Genomic DNA, 15,049 nt, shown 5'->3' with positions numbered 1-15,049 from the left:
AAACCTTCTTCGAGGAATGCTGGTCGTGATCTGCTGCATGGCAGGGATCGCGATGGCTGATGAAAAGAACATTCTGGTCACCAGCGGCAGCGATCGGGCTACCCCGATCGCCGTTGTACCGTTCGGCATGCAGGGCGGTGCCGTGCTGCCGGACGATATGGCGGAAATCATTGGTAACGATTTGCGGAACTCGGGCTACTACTCGCCGATTCCAAAGCAAAACATGATCAGCCAGCCAAGCCAGCCGAGCGAAATCATCTTCCGTGACTGGAAGGCGGTGGGTGCTCAATACATGATGGTCGGCAGTATTGCTCCGGCGGGCGGTCGCCTGCAGGTGCAGTGGGCACTGTTCAACGTGGCCACCGAGCAGAAAGTGGCTGACGGCAGTGTTTCCGGTACCACCGAGCAGTTGCGCGACATGGCGCACTTCATCTCTGACCAGTCGTTCGAAAAACTCACCGGTATCAAAGGTGCGTTTTCGACCCGTCTGCTGTACGTGACAGCCGAGCGTTTCTCCGAGAAGAACACTCGCTACACCCTGCAGCGTTCGGACTACGACGGTGCCCGGGCCGTGACACTGCTGCAATCGCGCGAGCCGATCCTGTCGCCGCGTTTCGCACCGGATGGCAAGCGCATCGCCTACGTGTCGTTCGAGCAGAAGCGCCCACGTATCTTCATGCAGAACATCGACACCGGTCGCCGTGAGCAGATTACCAACTTCGAAGGCCTGAATGGCGCGCCAGCCTGGTCGCCGGATGGCAATCGCCTGGCTTTCGTCCTGTCGAAAGACGGCAACCCTGACATCTATGTGATGAACCTGGGTTCGCGTCAGATCACTCGCGTGACTGCAGGTCCTGGCATCAACACCGAACCGTACTGGGGCAAGGATGGCTCGACCATCTACTTCACCTCGGACCGTGGCGGCAAACCACAGATCTACAAAACCAGCGCCAGTGGCGGCGGTGCGGAGCGAGTGACCTTCATCGGTAACTACAACGCCAACCCGAAACTTTCGGCTGACGAAAAGACCCTGGTGATGATCCATCGCCAGGACGGTTTCACCAATTTCAAGGTGGCGGCTCAGGATTTGCAGCGCGGAAGTGTAAAAATCCTAACTGATAGCACTCTGGACGAGTCGCCTACTGTTGCGCCCAACGGCACCATGGTAATCTACGCCACCCGCCAGCAGGGCCGGGGAGTCTTGATGCTCGTGTCCATTAATGGACGCGTGAGGCTCCCGCTTCCTACCGCACAAGGCGAAGTCAGAGAACCGTCCTGGTCCCCTTACCTGAACTGACGCGGCGCTTTACGTTTTACTTAACACACTGGGGTTCATTAGGAGTTTCACGATGGAAATGCTGAAGTTTGGTAAATTTGCTGCGCTGGCTCTGGCCATGGCTGTAGCTGTAGGTTGCTCGTCCAAAGGCGGCGACAACGCCGGTGAAGGCGCTGTTGATCCAAACGCTGGTTACGGCGCAAACACTGGTGCCGTTGACGGTTCCCTGAGCGAAGAAGCTGCTCTGCGCGCAATCACCACCTTCTACTTCGAATACGACAGCTCGGACCTGAAGCCAGAAGCCATGCGCGCTCTGGACGTTCACGCCAAAGACCTGAAAGCAAACGGCGCTCGCGTTGTTCTGGAAGGCAACACCGACGAACGTGGTACTCGTGAGTACAACATGGCACTGGGCGAGCGTCGTGCGAAAGCCGTTCAACGCTACCTGGTACTGCAAGGTGTTTCCCCAGCTCAGCTGGAACTGGTTTCCTACGGCGAAGAGCGTCCAGTTGCTACCGGCAACGACGAGCAGTCCTGGGCTCAAAACCGTCGCGTCGAACTGCGTAAGTAATTCGATATGCGAACGTGCCGTCGTGCTGTAACTGTTCTGGCTCTCAGCTTCGCGCCGCTTGCGGCGTGGGCTGCGGTTCCTGTGGTCGATGACAACTCCGGTTATAACAATAGCGGGAGCAGTTATCCGCCTGCGGGTTACGGTACGAACGGCGCCTATGCCGGGGGAGCGGCTTCGGCCCCTGCCTCGGCACAGGGCATGCTGTTCAACCAACTGCAACAGATGCAGGATCAGATATCGCGCCAGCAAGGCGTGATCGAAGAACTGCAGAATCAGGTTGCGCGCATGAAACAGGAATCCCTGGAGCGATACCAGGATCTTGATCGGCGCATAGGATCCGGTGCTGCACCTGCCGCGACTCCTGAGAATTCTTCTGCCGGTGGCGATGCAAGTGCTGCTGCCGGTGCTGCTGCGGGTGCCGGGGCTGCTGCCGCCCAAGCGCCTGCTGCGAGCAGCGAACCGGGTGATCCGGCCAAGGAAAAGCTGTATTACGATGCGGCTTTCGACCTGATCAAGGCCAAGGATTTCGACAAGGCCAGCCAGGCTTTCTCGGCATTCCTGCGCAAGTACCCGAACAGCCAATACGCGGGCAACGCCCAGTACTGGTTGGGCGAAGTCAACCTGGCCAAGGGTGATCTGCAAGGTGCAGGTCAAGCGTTTGCCAAGGTTTCGCAACTGTATCCCAAGCATGCCAAGGTGCCGGATTCGCTGTACAAGCTGGCTGATGTAGAGCGCCGCCTCGGTCATACCGACAAGGTCAAAGGCATTCTGCAACAGGTGGTTTCCCAATACCCGGGGACCTCTGCCGCTCAGTTGGCCCAACGCGATCTGCAACGCATGTAACCCAGCTTCACCCCGTTTGGAAGAAACCCGCGCTTGTCGCGGGTTTTTTCGTTAGAATTCACGCCCTTTTTCTGAAACACGCTTCTGGTGATCTACGCGTTGGCGGGGTTGCTTGAAGTGCCTGACGGAGGCGGACAGCCTGTTTAGCTGTTACGCCCGTGGCGACTATGCAAGACACATTGAGAATTACCGAAGTTTTCTACTCGTTGCAGGGGGAAACGCGGACTGCCGGGCTGCCCACTGTTTTTGTGCGCCTGACCGGTTGCCCATTGCGTTGCCAATACTGCGACAGCGCTTATGCGTTCACTGGCGGTACGATCCGCACCCTCGACGACATCCTTGAGCAAGTGGCCGGGTTCCGACCGCGCTACGTGTGTGTCACTGGCGGTGAGCCGCTGGCGCAGCCCAATGCCATTCCTTTGCTCAAGCGGTTGTGTGATGCCGGCTATGAGGTCTCGCTGGAAACCAGCGGCGCCCTCGACGTTTCAGCCGTCGACCCACGGGTCAGTCGCGTCGTCGACCTGAAGACGCCGGGCTCGAAAGAAGCCCACCGCAACCGTTACGAAAATATCGAACTGCTGACGCCCAACGATCAGGTGAAATTTGTCATCTGCTCGCGGGAAGACTATGACTGGGCGGTTTCCAAACTGATCCAGTACGGGCTCGACCGGCGTGCCGGCGAAGTCCTGTTTTCTCCAAGTCACCATGACCTCAACGCAAGGGATCTGGCGGACTGGGTGGTGGCGGATAACCTGCCAGTGCGGTTGCAACTGCAGCTGCATAAATATCTATGGAATGATGAGCCGGGGCGCTGAGATGACTGAACAACTGAACACTAGCGAAAAACGTGCGGTAATCCTGTTGTCGGGTGGCCTGGACTCGGCCACCGTGGTGGCAATGGCCCGTGCCGAAGGCTACGCCTGCTACACCATGAGCTTTGATTACGGTCAGCGCTCCCATGCTGAACTGCACGCCGCTGCTCGCGTTGCCCGCGATCTGGGTGTGGTCGAGCACAAGGTCATTGGTCTGAACCTGAACGGCATGGGCGGTTCGGCCCTGACCGACACCAGCATCGATATCCCGGAAGAGCTGGGTGAAGGCATTCCGGTGACTTACGTGCCGGCGCGCAACACCGTGTTCCTGTCGCTGGCATTGGGTTGGGCAGAAGTGCTCGGCGCCCGTGACATCTTCATCGGCGTCAACGCGGTGGATTATTCCGGTTACCCGGATTGCCGCCCCGAGTTCATCGAGTCGTTCGAACGCATGGCCAATCTGGCGACCAAGGCGGGCGTGGAAGGCAATGGCTTCCGCATCCAGGCGCCACTGCAGAACCTGAGCAAGGCGCAGATCGTCCAGGCCGGCGTGAAGCTGGGCGTGGATTATGGCCTGACCGTTTCCTGCTATCAGGCCGACGATGACGGCCGTGCCTGCGGCAAATGCGACAGCTGCCGCCTGCGTGCAGAGGGCTTTGCGGCGGCCGGTGTGAGCGATCCAACACCTTATTTTTGATTTTTTTCAAAAAGGTGTTGAATAGTCCTTAAAAATCAGTATTATACGCGCCACCACACAGCGGGTCGTTAGCTCAGTTGGTAGAGCAGTTGGCTTTTAACCAATTGGTCGTAGGTTCGAATCCCACACGACCCACCATATTTGGCGGTTTAGAAAATCCGGAAGGCCCACGAAAGTGAGGATTTCCGGGTTTTTTTTTGCCTGCGATTCCGGTGAGCATTCGTTCAGTGCCGTCGGTGCTGACACAGATCAGAATCATCTTTTGTATCAACGGGATATTCTGTAGCCTTGCGCAGCTTCAACGCTGTCCGTGCCTGATAATACTCACTCTCCCGGCGGTACCCTCAAGCGGTCCGGAGCCGGGTGTATACTCGACTTTCGCGCGAAAGCGCCTGCAGGTCTTGCGAACATGACGCAGATTTCCGAACGCCTTCTGGTCCAAGCCCACCTCGACGCCAAACAGCCTAAACCGCTGAGTGCCGAGGAAGAGGCCTACTACCGTTCCGCCATCGCTGCCGAGCTCAAGGCTCAGGACGCGGTGCTGGTCGCCCACTTCTATTGCGATCCGGTGATTCAGGCCCTGGCCGAAGAAACCGGTGGCTGTGTTTCCGACTCCCTGGAGATGGCCCGCTTCGGCAACGCCCACCCGGCCAAGACCGTGGTGGTGGCTGGCGTGAAGTTCATGGGCGAAACCGCGAAGATCCTCAATCCGGAAAAACGCGTGCTGATGCCGACCCTGGACGCGACCTGTTCGCTGGATCTGGGTTGCCCGGTGGATGAGTTCTCGGCGTTCTGCGATCAGCACCCGGAGCGTACGGTGGTGGTGTATGCCAACACCTCTGCAGCGGTCAAAGCCCGGGCTGACTGGGTGGTGACGTCGAGCTGCGCGCTGGAGATCGTCGAAAGCCTGATGGACAACGGCGAGACCATCATCTGGGGGCCGGACAAGCACTTGGGCACTTATATCCAGCGCAAGACCGGTGCCGACATGTTGCTGTGGGACGGTGCCTGCATCGTTCACGAGGAGTTCAAGTCCAAGCAGCTCGAAGACATGAAGGCGCTGTACCCGGACGCCGCGATTCTGGTGCACCCCGAGTCGCCAACGTCGGTGATCGAGCTGGCCGACGCCGTCGGTTCCACCAGTCAGTTGATCGCTGCTGCGCAAAGCCTGCCGAACAAGACCCTGATCGTCGCCACCGACCGCGGCATCTTCTACAAGATGCAGCAGCTGTGCCCGGACAAGGTCTTCATCGAGGCGCCAACCGCCGGTAACGGCGCCGCATGCCGCAGTTGCGCACATTGCCCGTGGATGGCCATGAACACCCTTGAGCGCACGCTCAAGAGCCTGAAGGAAGGGACGAACGAGATCTTTGTCGATCCGGCGCTGATTCCACAGGCGATCCGGCCGTTGAAGCGCATGCTGGATTTCACCCAGGCGGCGCGGATGAAGCTGGCTGGTAACGCCTAAGCGCCAAAATCTGTAGGAGTGAGCCTGCTCGCGATAGCGGTGTATCAGTCGACTTAAACATTGACTGACATACCGCTATCGCGAGCAGGCTCACTCCTACAGTGGTATCTGGCGTCTGGAATTTACTTGGTCTTCTTCGGAATCCGCACCACGCGGGTGTCGGAATAGATGTCGTGCCACGTGCGCTTCTGCTTGTCGTACAGCGACCAGAAGAACCCAAGCCCCACGCACAGCCACGAAGCGATCGACACCATGAAGCGCAGCAACGCCTGCCACAGGCTGATCGCGCTGCCATCGGCGTTCTGCACGCGAATCCCCCACACCTGCATGCCCAGCGTCTGCCCGCCGTGGGTCCAGAACTTGGCGAAGAACGCGAACAGCACCAGCAGCAACACCGTGGAGTACAGCGGATCGCCATCCATTTTCCCGGCGTCGGTCAGCACCCGCAGGCGTTCTTCGCCGATGACTGCTGCCTGGATCAACTTGTAGACGAATCCAGTGACGATCAGCAGGGCGGTGCACAACAGGAAGTCATAGAACATCGCCGCCAGACGACGGCCAAGGCCAACGGCAGGAAAGTCGCCCTGGGGTGTGAGCAGGTTTTTCGACATGGCAGCCTCTGGACGCAAAATGAAGCGCCATTTTACGGATTCGCGCGCACAAAAAAGCCCCTGATATCAATATCAGGGGCTTTTTCGTAACAGAAGATCAGGCTTCAGCTTGTACTTCGTCAGCCTGCATGCCTTTCTGGCCTTGCACTGCAACGAAGGTCACTTTCTGGCCTTCTTTCAGGCTCTTGAAGCCGTTGCCCTGAATAGCGCGGAAATGCACGAACAGATCCGGACCGCTCTCTGGAGTGATAAAACCAAAACCTTTCTCGTCGTTAAACCACTTGACGGTACCGCTCTGACGTTGGGACATTTCTTATTTCCTTTGACGCAAAAATTGATGACAGTCTCTTTCTCATGAAAGAGTACTGGGGCTGGTTGCAGGAGAGTAAGAAGACGTCGAACGGGATGTAGCTAACTTTGTAGGCTACTGCCCAGGTCACGATTCAAAGCTGACCCATGCAAACACAGTAGACAAACTCTACGCCAACTACGGGAGAAAAAACAAGCCCCGCGAAGGCCCCGGTTTTCCTGCGCTTGCTGGCAGTTAGTCAATTCACTAGTGCGGCTTAGACGATTAGCTTGTTCAAGTGTTTTCGAATGTTATAAGCAAAGTTCATATTCGAATCAGATGTTAGAAAATGCACTTTTTTGTGGCGATTGCGTTACACATTAGTGCACGCATAACGCAATCGCGTTACTTATAGAAACAGTCAATCAACCGCGGTAGTAGCGTTGTGGAACAAATGGCATTTTGCTTACAAGCATTTGCACCTTTTTCCCACGAACGATGGCCCAGACTGGCGTATCGAGGGTGACATACGCGCTGTCGAGATAACCCATCGCCAACGGCCCGCCCAGGGTCGGTCCGAAGCCGCCGCTGCACACGCTGCCGATGATCTCGTCGGCCTCATTGACGATTTCTGCGCCTTCACGCACTGGCGTGCGCTCTTGTGGCAGCAGGCCGACGCGTTTGCGTGCGACACCGTTCTGCTGCTGGGCGAAAACCGTTTCCGCCCCCGGGAAACCGCCGGCCCGCGCGCCGTCGGCACGGCGTGGCTTGGAGATCGCCCACAACAGGCTGGCTTCGATCGGCGTGGTCTCGGTGTTCATGTCGTGGCCATAGAGGCACAGGCCGGCTTCCAGACGCAGCGAGTCGCGGGCGCCGAGGCCGATGGCCTGGACTTCCGGTTCAGCGAGCAGGGCGCGCGCGAGTTTTTCCGCATCAGCGGCGGGCACCGAGATTTCGAAACCGTCTTCACCGGTGTAACCCGAGCGGCTGACGAAGCAATCCACACCCAACAGTTGTACGCGGTTGAACTGCATGAAGGTCATTTTCGCGACCTCAGGCGCGAGGCGCGCCAGCACGGTAACCGCTGCTGGACCCTGCAGAGCGAGCAGGGCACGGGCTTCGAACAGCTCCGTAATGGTGCACTGATCGCCGATGTGTTTTTGCAGATGCGCCAGATCCTGATCCTTGCACGCGGCGTTGACCACCAGGAACAGTTCATCGTTACCAAGGTTGGCGACCATCAGGTCGTCGAGGATGCCGCCGTTATCGTTGGTGAACATCGCGTAACGCTGCATGCCCACCGGCAGGTCGATGATGTCCACCGGCACCAGGGTTTCCAGCGCCTTGGCGGCATTGGCGCCGGTCAGGCGGATCTGGCCCATGTGCGAGACATCGAACAGCCCGGCCTGCTCACGGGTGTGCTGGTGTTCTTTCATCACGCCCAGCGGGTATTGCACCGGCATGTCGTAGCCGGCGAACGGCACCATGCGGGCGCCCAGTTCGATGTGCAGAGCATGTAGCGGGGTTTTCGACAGTTGTTCGGTGGACATGCGTGGCTCCTTGAAAATGTGGTTCGGGATCGGGGGCAAGATCAAGATCAAAAGCCCCTCACCCCAGCCCTCTCCCTGAGGGAGAGGGGGCTAAATACGATCCTCTCCTCGAGGGAGAGGGAGTTAAATGATCAGCACTCGATAATGTTGACCGCCAGACCGCCACGGGCGGTCTCTTTGTATTTGCTTTTCATGTCGGCGCCGGTCTGGCGCATGGTGCGGATGACCTTGTCGAGGGAGACGAAGTGTTGCCCGTCCCCGCGCATGGCCATGCGCACCGCGTTGATGGCTTTCACCGAACCCATCGCGTTGCGCTCGATGCACGGCACCTGCACCAGCCCGCCAATCGGGTCGCAGGTCAGGCCGAGGTTGTGTTCCATGCCGATTTCCGCAGCGTTTTCCACTTGCTGCACGCTGCCGCCAAGGACTTCGCACAACGCACCCGCCGCCATCGAGCAGGCCACGCCGACCTCGCCCTGACAGCCGACTTCGGCACCGGAGATCGAAGCGTTCTCCTTGTACAGAATGCCGATCGCGGCGGCGGTCAGCAGAAAGCGCACCACGCCGTCATCGTTGGCCCCGGGGATAAAGCGCATGTAGTAATGCAGCACCGCCGGGATGATCCCGGCCGCGCCGTTGGTGGGCGCGGTGACCACGCGACCACCGTTGGCGTTTTCTTCGTTGACTGCCAGCGCATACAGGTTGACCCAGTCGAGCACCGACAACGGATCGCGCAGTGCCGATTCCGGGTTCTTGCACAGTTGCCGATGCAGCGCTGCCGCCCGGCGTTTGACCTTCAGCCCGCCCGGCAGAATGCCTTCGTTGCGGCACCCGGCGGCGACGCAGTCCTGCATCACTTGCCAGATGTTCAGCAGACCGGCGCGGGTTTCCGCCTCCGGGCGCCAGGCGCTTTCGTTGGTCAGCATCACCTGGCTGATCGACAGACCATAGGTGGCGCAATGACCGAGCAAGTCCTTGGCACTTTTGAACGGAAAGGTCAGCGGGGTGGCGTCTTCAACGATGCGGTCGGCGCCGGCGGCATCCTCGTCGACCACGAAACCGCCGCCCACCGAGTAGTACTCGCGGCTGCGAATCTGGATTCCCGCCGCATCGAACGCACGGAAGATCATGCCGTTGGGGTGATAGGCCAGCGGTTTGCGGATCATCGCCAGGTGTTCTTTCTCGTTGAACACAATGCTGTGTTCGCCGAGCAGGTTCAGTCGGCCGTTGCCGCGAATGGCTTGCAGGCGCGCAGCGACGGTTTCGGTATCGACGGTATCGGGATGTTCGCCTTCGAGGCCGAGCAGCACGGCTTTGTCGCTGCCGTGTCCTTTACCGGTGGCGCCAAGGGAGCCGTACAGTTCGACGCGCACGCTGGCGGTGGCGGTCAGCAGGTTTTCCCGGCGCAGGCCTTCGGCGAAGCGCGCAGCGGCACGCATCGGGCCGACGGTATGGGAACTGGAGGGGCCGATGCCAATCTTGAACAGGTCGAACACGCTTAACGACATGAGTGGTTCTCCGGTTTCTTGTTATAGGAATTGGCGAAATATCAGGCTGGTTTGATTGCCCTGTAGGAGCTGCCGAAGGCTGCGATCTTTTGATCTTGATCTTGTTTCTAAAAAACCAGGATCAAAAGATCGCAGCCTTCGGCAGCTCCTACAGGTAAAGCGATAAAGCGGTCGAGCGGTGGGGCGGACGAACCGCCCTCCGTTCTTTTAAGCGTAGCTTTCGATCGACGGGCAGGCGCAGACCAGGTTGCGGTCGCCGAACACGTTGTCGACGCGACCGACCGGCGGCCAGTATTTGCCTTCGATCAACGACGCCACCGGATACACCGCTTGCTCGCGGCTGTACGGGTGCGTCCATTCGCCAACCAGCTCTGCCGCAGTGTGCGGAGCGTTCTTGAGTGGGTTGTCGTCCTTGTCCAGCGTGCCGTTTTCCACCGCGCGGATTTCTTCGCGGATGCGGATCATGGCGTCGCAGAAGCGATCCAGCTCTTCCTTGGATTCGCTTTCGGTCGGCTCGATCATCAGCGTGCCCGCGACCGGGAACGACATGGTCGGGGCGTGGAAGCCGAAGTCGATCAGACGCTTGGCAACGTCATCGACGCTGATGCCGCTGCTGTCTTTCAGCGGACGCAGGTCGAGGATACATTCGTGCGCGACCAGGCCGTTGCTGCCGGTGTACAGCACCGGGTAGTGCTCTTCCAGACGACGGGAAATGTAGTTGGCGTTGAGGATCGCCAGTTGCGAAGCACGCTTGAGACCCGCGCCACCCATCATGCGAATGTACATCCAGGTGATCGGCAGAATGCTCGCGCTGCCGAACGGTGCAGCGCACACCGCGCCTTCTTTGCGTTCCATCTGGCCATGGCCCGGCAGGAACGGCGTCAGGTGCGATTTGACGCCGATCGGGCCGACGCCCGGGCCGCCACCGCCGTGCGGAATGCAGAACGTCTTGTGCAGGTTCAGGTGCGAAACGTCGCCGCCGAACTTGCCCGGTGCGCAGAGGCCGACCATCGCGTTCATGTTGGCGCCGTCGATGTACACCTGGCCGCCGTTGTCGTGAATGATCCCGCAGATTTCGCGGATACCTTCTTCGAACACACCGTGGGTCGACGGGTAGGTGATCATCAGCGCGGCGAGGTGTTCGCGGTGCTCGATGGCTTTGGCGCGCAGGTCTTCGATGTCGACGTTGCCGCGCGCATCGCACGCGGTCACGACTACGCGCATGCCGGCCATGTTGGCGGTGGCCGGGTTGGTGCCGTGGGCGGAAGACGGGATCAGGCAGATGTCGCGACGCTCATCGCCACGGCTCTGGTGGTAGGCGCGGATCGCCAGCAAGCCGGCGTATTCACCTTGCGAACCGGCGTTAGGTTGCAGCGAGATCGCGTCGTAACCGGTGGCGGCGCAGAGCATCGCTTCCAGCTCAAAGGTCAGTTGCTGGTAGCCGGCGCTTTGTGCGGCTGGAGCGAACGGGTGCAGGGCGCCGAATTCGGCCCAGGTCACCGGGATCATTTCGCTGGCGGCGTTGAGTTTCATGGTGCACGAGCCCAGCGGGATCATGGTGCGATCCAGCGCCAGGTCCTTGTCCGCCAGTTTGCGCAGGTAGCGCATCAGCTCGGTTTCCGAGTGATAACGGTTGAACACCGGGTGGCTGAGGATCGGCGACTGACGCACCAGCGCCGCCGGGATGGTGCTGTGCACCGAAGCGGCCAGCGCAGCGAAGTCCGGCAGGGTCTTGCCGTCGGCGAACAGGCCCCAGAGGATTTCGATGTCCGCCTGGGTGGTGGTTTCGTCCACCGACAGGCCCAGACGCTCGGCATCGATCACGCGCAGGTTGATCTGCTGAGCGTGCGCCTTGTCGTGCAGCGCGGCGGTGTGTGCGCCGGTGGCCACAGTCAGGGTGTCGAAGAAGCTTGCCTGCTCGACTTTCGCGCCCAGTGCGCTCAGGCCTTTGGCGAGAATCGCGGTGAGGTGATGTACGCGGTTGGCGATCTGGGTCAGGCCTTTCGGGCCGTGGTAGACGGCGTACATGCTGGCGATGTTGGCCAGCAGCACTTGCGCAGTGCAGATGTTCGAGGTGGCCTTCTCGCGGCGGATGTGTTGCTCGCGGGTCTGCATCGCCAGACGCAGGGCCGGCTTGCCGAAACGGTCAACCGAAACACCGACCAGACGGCCCGGCATGTCGCGCTTGAACGCATCCTTGGTAGAGAAGTAAGCCGCGTGCGGGCCACCAAAGCCCAGCGGCACGCCGAAGCGTTGTGCCGAACCGATGGCAACGTCCGCGCCGAACTCGCCCGGGGCGGTCAACAGGGTCAGGGCCAGCAGGTCGGCAGCCACAGCGACCAGCGCGTTGGCGGCGTGGAAGCGCTCGGTCAGTTCGCGATAGTCGAACAGGTCACCGTTGCTCGCCGGGTATTGCAGCAGCGCACCGAAGAACGGAGTGACGTCGGTCAGTTCGCGCTCATCGCCGACAACCACTTCAATGCCCAGCGGCTCGGCACGGGTGCGCAGCACGTCGAGGGTTTGCGGGTGGCTGTGGATCGAGGCGAAGAATTGATGGCTGCCCTTGTTCTTGCTCAGGCGTTTGCAGAAGGTCATGGCTTCGGCAGCGGCGGTGGCTTCGTCGAGCAAGGAGGCGTTGGCGATCGGCAGGCCGGTGAGGTCGCTGATCATCGTCTGGAAGTTCAGCAGCGCTTCGAGACGGCCCTGGGAGATTTCCGGCTGGTACGGGGTGTAAGCGGTGTACCAGGCCGGGTTTTCCAGCAGATTGCGCAGGATCGGCGACGGCGTGTGGCAGTTGTAGTAGCCCTGGCCGATGTAGGTCTTGAACAACTGGTTTTTGCCGGCGATGGATTTGATCATCGCCAGGGCGTCGGCTTCGCTGAGGCCGTCGTCCATGCCGAGCACGCTGGTGCCCTTGATGCTTTCCGGGATGACGCTGGCGCTCAGGGCTTCGAGCGAATCGAAACCGAGGCTGTTGAGCATGGCTTGCTCGTCACCGGCGCGCGGGCCGATGTGACGGGCGATGAATTCGTTGGCGGTGCCAAGGTTTACTTGAGTCATGTCGGTGTTCCTCAGGCTTCGGCTTGGGCTTTGATCAGACGGTCGTAGGCGTCCTGATCCAGCAGTTTGCCGACAGCGGCGGCGTCGCTTGGCTGGAAGCGGAAGAACCAGCCTTCGCCCAGCGGATCTTCGTTGACCAGTTCCGGGGCATCTTCCAGTGCCGGGTTCACTTCCAGCACGTCACCGTCCAGCGGCATGTACACGCCGCTGGCGGCTTTTACCGATTCCACGGTGGCGGCTTCAGCGCCTTTTTCATAAGCCTGCAGTTCAGGCAGTTGCACGAACACCACGTCGCCCAGGGCGTTCTGCGCGAAAGCGGTGATGCCGACCGTAACGCTGCCGTCAGCTTCAGTGCGCAGCCATTCGTGATCTTCAGTAAAACGCAACTCGCTCATGGAAACTCCTAAGGGGCCAGACTCGTCTGGTGGACGCGGTGGAAGGCTTGGGCGGGAAAGCCCTGATTTTATGAGCGGTTACTTAGCAAGAACGCGGCCATCTTGGATTTATCTATATAAATCATACGGTTAGCTATCTTGGGGAGTGTTGGGAATCGAGCCCCTGTAGCGAAATCGCTACAGCTTGGGGCAAAGAGAAAAGCTGAAGCGGATCAAAGCCTTGCACAGCGGTGATCGGAGGAGGGTGTAGCGATATCGTTCCGCTGTAGCGCTTTCAGTACAGATGGAGGTCGTTTTTGAACGGATTTCGAATCCGCCACATAACCTTGTGGGAGCGAGCCTGCTCGCGAAGAGGGTGTGTCAGTCGACAATGATTTTGCTGATATACCGCTTTCGCGAGCAGGCTCGCTCCCACAGGGGGTATTTCCCACACGGGGAATTTGCATTGTCTTCAGGGTTTGTTGGGAATGCCGTACTTGCGCAGGCGATGGGCAATCGCCGTGTGCGAGGTTTGCAGTCGGCTGGCCAGTTGGCGGGTGGAGGGGTAGCTGACGTAGAGCTTTTCCAGCAGCGACTTTTCGAACGACTCGACGGCTTGTTCGAGGCTGTCGACGTCGCTGTCGGTCTGGCGCGCCACGGAGGTGCCGGCGATGTCGAGATCACCGATATCGACCAGGCTGCTTTCGCAGATCGCGGCGGCGCGGAAGATCACGTTCTGCAGTTGCCGCACGTTGCCCGGCCAGCGATTGCCGAGCAGCGCCGGATAGGTACCGGGGGCGAGGCGGCAGACCGGACGCTGGATCTGCGCGCAGGCCTGCTGCATGAAATAGCGCGCCAGCAGCAGGATGTCCTGACCGCGTTCGCGCAGTGGCGGCACTTCGACGTTGAGCACATTGAGGCGATAGAACAGGTCTTCGCGGAACAGGCCTTCGCTGACCATTTTTTCCAGGTCGCGGTGGGTGGCGCTGAGGATCCGCACGTTGACCTTGACCTCGCGATCACCGCCGACCCGACGGAAACTGCCGTCATTCAGAAAACGCAATAACTTGGCCTGCAAGTACGGCGACATCTCGCCGATCTCGTCGAGGAACACCGTGCCCTGGTTGGCCAGTTCCATCAGCCCCGGTTTGCCGCCTCGTTGTGCGCCTGTGAAGGCACCGGGAGCGTAGCCGAACAGTTCGCTCTCGGCGAGGTTCTCCGGCAGCGCCGCGCAGTTCAAGGCCAGGAACGGCGCACTGTGCCGCGCACTGATGGCGTGGCAGGCACGGGCCACCAGCTCTTTACCGGTGCCGGTTTCGCCTTGAATCAGCAGCGGTGCATCAAGGGCCGCGACCCGTTGTGCGCGGGCCTTGAGGGTGCGGATCGCCGGGGATTCGCCGAGCAGCGCATCGAAACCTTCAGCATGGTCGTGGTGCAACGCCGAGAGTTGTTCGCCGATGCGGTTCGGTTGATACAAGGTGAGCAGGGCGCCAGCGTCAGTGATCGGCGTGGCGTCCAGCAGCAAAGTCTGGCCGTTGACGGTGATTTCCCGCAGCGGCAGGCGAAAGCCTTGTTCGAGCAGAGTGTCGAGCAGGCCGGGATCGTTGAACAGCTCAGACACGCTTTCGCCCGCCGGTTCGCGGCCGTACAACGCAATCAATGCCGGGTTGGCCAGCAGCACCTTGCCCGCGCTGTCGAGCGCCAGCACCGGATCGGTCATCGCCGCGAGCAGGGCATCGAGTTGCAAGTGCCGACGCTGACCGGGGAGGATGTCGACCACGGTGATCGCTTCTACACCGCGCACCCGAAACAACGCATCTTTGAGTTCTTCGAGCACTTGCGGGCTCAACGTCGGGGCGTCGATGTAGACGTTGGGCGGGATCATCTCCACGGCATCCAGATTGAGATTGCGCCCACCGAGGATAGCCAGGACTTCCTGGGTGATGCCGACGCGGTCGATGAAGCTGACGTGGATACGCATGGGGCGGTT

The 15,049-nt window shown here is 60.1% G+C and carries 13 protein-coding genes and 1 tRNA gene; 7 read left to right on the top strand and 7 right to left on the bottom strand.

Going from position 1 to position 15,049, the window contains the following annotated elements:
* Positions 1-16 precede the first annotated feature (16 nt).
* The 7 genes from tolB to nadA all read left to right on the top strand — a co-directional run bounded on the left by tolB (position 17) and on the right by nadA (position 5,667).
* Positions 17-1,297 (top strand): Tol-Pal system beta propeller repeat protein TolB, encoded by a 1,281-nt coding sequence (gene tolB, locus HBN98_RS07600; RefSeq protein WP_164747834.1) that lies wholly within the window; start codon positions 17-19, stop codon positions 1,295-1,297.
* A 52-nt stretch (positions 1,298-1,349) separates the two neighbouring features.
* Positions 1,350-1,847, top strand: coding sequence for a peptidoglycan-associated lipoprotein Pal (pal, locus tag HBN98_RS07595; RefSeq protein WP_003178634.1), 498 nt, complete (start codon positions 1,350-1,352; stop codon positions 1,845-1,847).
* A gap of 6 nt (positions 1,848-1,853) precedes the next feature.
* Complete coding sequence (gene ybgF / locus HBN98_RS07590) at positions 1,854-2,690, top strand: tol-pal system protein YbgF (protein WP_083368091.1); 837 nt, start codon at positions 1,854-1,856, stop codon at positions 2,688-2,690.
* A 167-nt stretch (positions 2,691-2,857) separates the two neighbouring features.
* Positions 2,858-3,505: a 7-carboxy-7-deazaguanine synthase QueE gene (gene queE, locus HBN98_RS07585; protein WP_064588906.1), complete on the top strand. Its 648-nt coding sequence runs from the start codon at positions 2,858-2,860 to the stop codon at positions 3,503-3,505.
* 1 nt (position 3,506) lies between these two features.
* Positions 3,507-4,199: a 7-cyano-7-deazaguanine synthase QueC gene (gene queC, locus HBN98_RS07580; protein WP_083368092.1), complete on the top strand. Its 693-nt coding sequence runs from the start codon at positions 3,507-3,509 to the stop codon at positions 4,197-4,199.
* A 62-nt stretch (positions 4,200-4,261) separates the two neighbouring features.
* Positions 4,262-4,337 (top strand) — tRNA-Lys (locus tag HBN98_RS07575).
* 271 nt (positions 4,338-4,608) lie between these two features.
* Positions 4,609-5,667, top strand: a complete 1,059-nt coding sequence (gene nadA, locus HBN98_RS07570) for a quinolinate synthase NadA (protein ID WP_025112797.1) — start codon at positions 4,609-4,611, stop codon at positions 5,665-5,667.
* Between the two features lie 122 nt (positions 5,668-5,789).
* Here nadA and HBN98_RS07565 read toward each other — a convergent pair whose 3' ends face one another.
* The 7 genes from HBN98_RS07565 to HBN98_RS07535 form a co-directional block, all read right to left on the bottom strand.
* Entirely contained in the window at positions 5,790-6,278 is a 489-nt protein-coding gene (locus HBN98_RS07565) for an RDD family protein (protein WP_083368093.1), read from the bottom strand.
* A 97-nt stretch (positions 6,279-6,375) separates the two neighbouring features.
* Complete coding sequence (locus HBN98_RS07560; RefSeq protein WP_003175786.1) at positions 6,376-6,588, bottom strand: cold-shock protein; 213 nt, start codon at positions 6,586-6,588, stop codon at positions 6,376-6,378.
* 404 nt (positions 6,589-6,992) lie between these two features.
* Positions 6,993-8,117 (bottom strand): glycine cleavage system aminomethyltransferase GcvT, encoded by a 1,125-nt coding sequence (gene gcvT / locus HBN98_RS07555; RefSeq protein WP_083368094.1) that lies wholly within the window; start codon positions 8,115-8,117, stop codon positions 6,993-6,995.
* A 131-nt stretch (positions 8,118-8,248) separates the two neighbouring features.
* Positions 8,249-9,625 carry an L-serine ammonia-lyase gene (locus HBN98_RS07550; protein ID WP_083368095.1) on the bottom strand — a complete coding sequence of 459 codons (1,377 nt, stop codon included), beginning with the start codon at positions 9,623-9,625 and terminating at the stop codon, positions 8,249-8,251.
* 207 nt (positions 9,626-9,832) lie between these two features.
* The gene (gene gcvP / locus HBN98_RS07545; protein ID WP_083368096.1) at positions 9,833-12,685 is read right to left on the bottom strand and encodes an aminomethyl-transferring glycine dehydrogenase; all 2,853 of its coding nucleotides are present in this window, start codon (positions 12,683-12,685) and stop codon (positions 9,833-9,835) included.
* Positions 12,686-12,696: 11 nt separating this feature from the next.
* Positions 12,697-13,080: a glycine cleavage system protein GcvH gene (gcvH, locus tag HBN98_RS07540; protein ID WP_007962059.1), complete on the bottom strand. Its 384-nt coding sequence runs from the start codon at positions 13,078-13,080 to the stop codon at positions 12,697-12,699.
* Between the two features lie 451 nt (positions 13,081-13,531).
* Positions 13,532-15,040 (bottom strand): sigma-54-dependent transcriptional regulator, encoded by a 1,509-nt coding sequence (locus tag HBN98_RS07535; protein ID WP_083368097.1) that lies wholly within the window; start codon positions 15,038-15,040, stop codon positions 13,532-13,534.
* Positions 15,041-15,049 lie beyond the last annotated feature (9 nt).

Origin of the sequence: Pseudomonas koreensis (assembly GCF_012986595.1) — a bacterium.
Taxonomy (GTDB): Bacteria; Pseudomonadota; Gammaproteobacteria; order Pseudomonadales; family Pseudomonadaceae; genus Aquipseudomonas; species Aquipseudomonas koreensis.
This window is presented reverse-complemented; position numbering and strand designations above follow the sequence as displayed.

What these genes read in the sequence shown, in the direction of transcription:
- tolB (WP_164747834.1), top strand. Translation starts at nt 17, where the DNA reads ATGCTGGTCGTGATCTGCTGCATGGCAGGGATCGCGATGGCTGATGAA.
- pal (WP_003178634.1), top strand. Translation starts at nt 1,350, where the DNA reads ATGGAAATGCTGAAGTTTGGTAAATTTGCTGCGCTGGCTCTGGCCATG.
- ybgF (WP_083368091.1), top strand. Translation starts at nt 1,854, where the DNA reads ATGCGAACGTGCCGTCGTGCTGTAACTGTTCTGGCTCTCAGCTTCGCG.
- queE (WP_064588906.1), top strand. Translation starts at nt 2,858, where the DNA reads ATGCAAGACACATTGAGAATTACCGAAGTTTTCTACTCGTTGCAGGGG.
- queC (WP_083368092.1), top strand. Translation starts at nt 3,507, where the DNA reads ATGACTGAACAACTGAACACTAGCGAAAAACGTGCGGTAATCCTGTTG.
- nadA (WP_025112797.1), top strand. Translation starts at nt 4,609, where the DNA reads ATGACGCAGATTTCCGAACGCCTTCTGGTCCAAGCCCACCTCGACGCC.
- HBN98_RS07565 (WP_083368093.1), bottom strand. Translation starts at nt 6,278, where the DNA reads ATGTCGAAAAACCTGCTCACACCCCAGGGCGACTTTCCTGCCGTTGGC.
- HBN98_RS07560 (WP_003175786.1), bottom strand. Translation starts at nt 6,588, where the DNA reads ATGTCCCAACGTCAGAGCGGTACCGTCAAGTGGTTTAACGACGAGAAA.
- gcvT (WP_083368094.1), bottom strand. Translation starts at nt 8,117, where the DNA reads ATGTCCACCGAACAACTGTCGAAAACCCCGCTACATGCTCTGCACATC.
- HBN98_RS07550 (WP_083368095.1), bottom strand. Translation starts at nt 9,625, where the DNA reads ATGTCGTTAAGCGTGTTCGACCTGTTCAAGATTGGCATCGGCCCCTCC.
- gcvP (WP_083368096.1), bottom strand. Translation starts at nt 12,685, where the DNA reads ATGACTCAAGTAAACCTTGGCACCGCCAACGAATTCATCGCCCGTCAC.
- gcvH (WP_007962059.1), bottom strand. Translation starts at nt 13,080, where the DNA reads ATGAGCGAGTTGCGTTTTACTGAAGATCACGAATGGCTGCGCACTGAA.
- HBN98_RS07535 (WP_083368097.1), bottom strand. Translation starts at nt 15,040, where the DNA reads ATGCGTATCCACGTCAGCTTCATCGACCGCGTCGGCATCACCCAGGAA.